At 70.7% G+C, this 1,348-nt stretch carries 1 protein-coding gene; it reads left to right on the forward strand.

Features of this window, described 5'->3' with window-relative positions; translation table 11 throughout:
- Positions 1-143: 143 nt before the first annotated feature.
- Positions 144-1,268, forward strand: coding sequence for an ABC transporter substrate-binding protein (locus tag ACIPIA_RS16415; RefSeq protein ID WP_400511041.1), 1,125 nt, complete (start codon positions 144-146; stop codon positions 1,266-1,268).
- The last annotated feature ends 80 nt before the right edge of the window (positions 1,269-1,348 follow it).

Genomic DNA, 1,348 nt, shown 5'->3' on the forward strand with positions numbered 1-1,348 from the left:
GCGCGCCTCTCGGCTTCCGGCCGGATCGATTGCTCTTTCGTCGCCTTCCCCGGCGAGAACCACGTTTCGGTGATCCCGTCGATGTTGTCGCGCGCCGTTGCCTTCGCGCTCGCCGGCACGGCACGGGAAGGATCGGTGCGGGCATGACGATCAGCAGACGATCCCTCCTGCTCGGCGCCCTCGCTCTGCCTGCGGCGGCGGGAGCCCAGCAGCCGCAGCCCGTCACTGCGATCGACGTTCTCGGCCGGAGGGTGACCCTGCCCCGCCCCGCGAGCCGTATCGTGCTGGGCCAAGGCCGGCAGCTCAACGCGCTCGGATTCATCCACCCGGACCCGATCAGCCTCCTCGCCGGCTGGGGCTCGGATCACAAGCGCCAGAGCTCCGACGCCTATGAGCGCTACCGGGCACGCTTCCCGGCCATCGACAGCATTCCGCTGGTCGGCGACGGCGCGACGGTCGGCGGCTTCTCGCTGGAACAGGCGGTCGCGCTGTCGCCCGATCTGGTCGTTCTCAGCCGTTCCCTCGCCGGCGCGCGCCGTGGCCCGGGAGACCTCGTCGAGCGCCTGGAGGCTGCGGGCATTCCGGTGGCGGTCGTCGATTTCTATCTGAAGCCACTGAGCGACACGGTGCCGAGCCTGCGCGCGCTCGGGCGCCTTATCGGGCGCGAGGACGAAGCCGAGCGCTTCATCGCGTTCTACGAGCAAGGGCTGAACCGGGTGAACGCGCGCCTGCGGGGCGCGAGCCACCCCGCGGTCTTCCTTCACGCGCATGCCGGCGGCTTCGCCTGCTGCATGTCGCCCGGGAAAGGGACGTTCGACGACTTCATCACCGCCGCCGGCGGCCGCAACATCGCCGCCGCGATGCTGCCAGGCGAGACCGGGCAGATCAGCCTCGAGACGCTGATCAACACCGATCCGGACGTCTACATCGCCACCGGCGGGGCGCATCTCGCCAAGAATGGCGGGCTCGTGCTCGGGCTCGGCGTCGGCGAGCAGGACGCGGCCGCCAGTTTCGCGCGCCTCCTGTCCGACCCTGGCCTCGCCGTCCTGAGCGCCGTGCGCAACAGCCGCGCCTTCGGCCTCTGGCACCTCTTCAACGACACCCCCATGCACGTCGTCGCGGTCGAGCGGCTGGCCAAATGGCTTCACCCGGAGCGCTTCGCCGACATCGAACCGGCCGCGACACTGGCGGAGGCGTCCCGCTTCTCGGCCATCCCGCTCGACGGCGCGCTCTGGGTCGCGGCGGGCAACGCGCCGGCGGGTAAGTAACCGGCATGGCGGGCGGCATCGACCGGCTCGCCGCTGCCCACATGAACCCTGGAGATCCGAATGCTTGCGACATCGACGCG

It is taken from the genome of Allobosea sp. CER48 (assembly GCF_044752385.1).
Lineage (GTDB): Bacteria > Pseudomonadota > Alphaproteobacteria > Rhizobiales > Beijerinckiaceae > Allobosea.

Coding starts and splice junctions, on each gene's coding strand:
- ACIPIA_RS16415 (WP_400511041.1), top strand. CDS start 144: ATGACGATCAGCAGACGATCCCTCCTGCTCGGCGCCCTCGCTCTGCCT.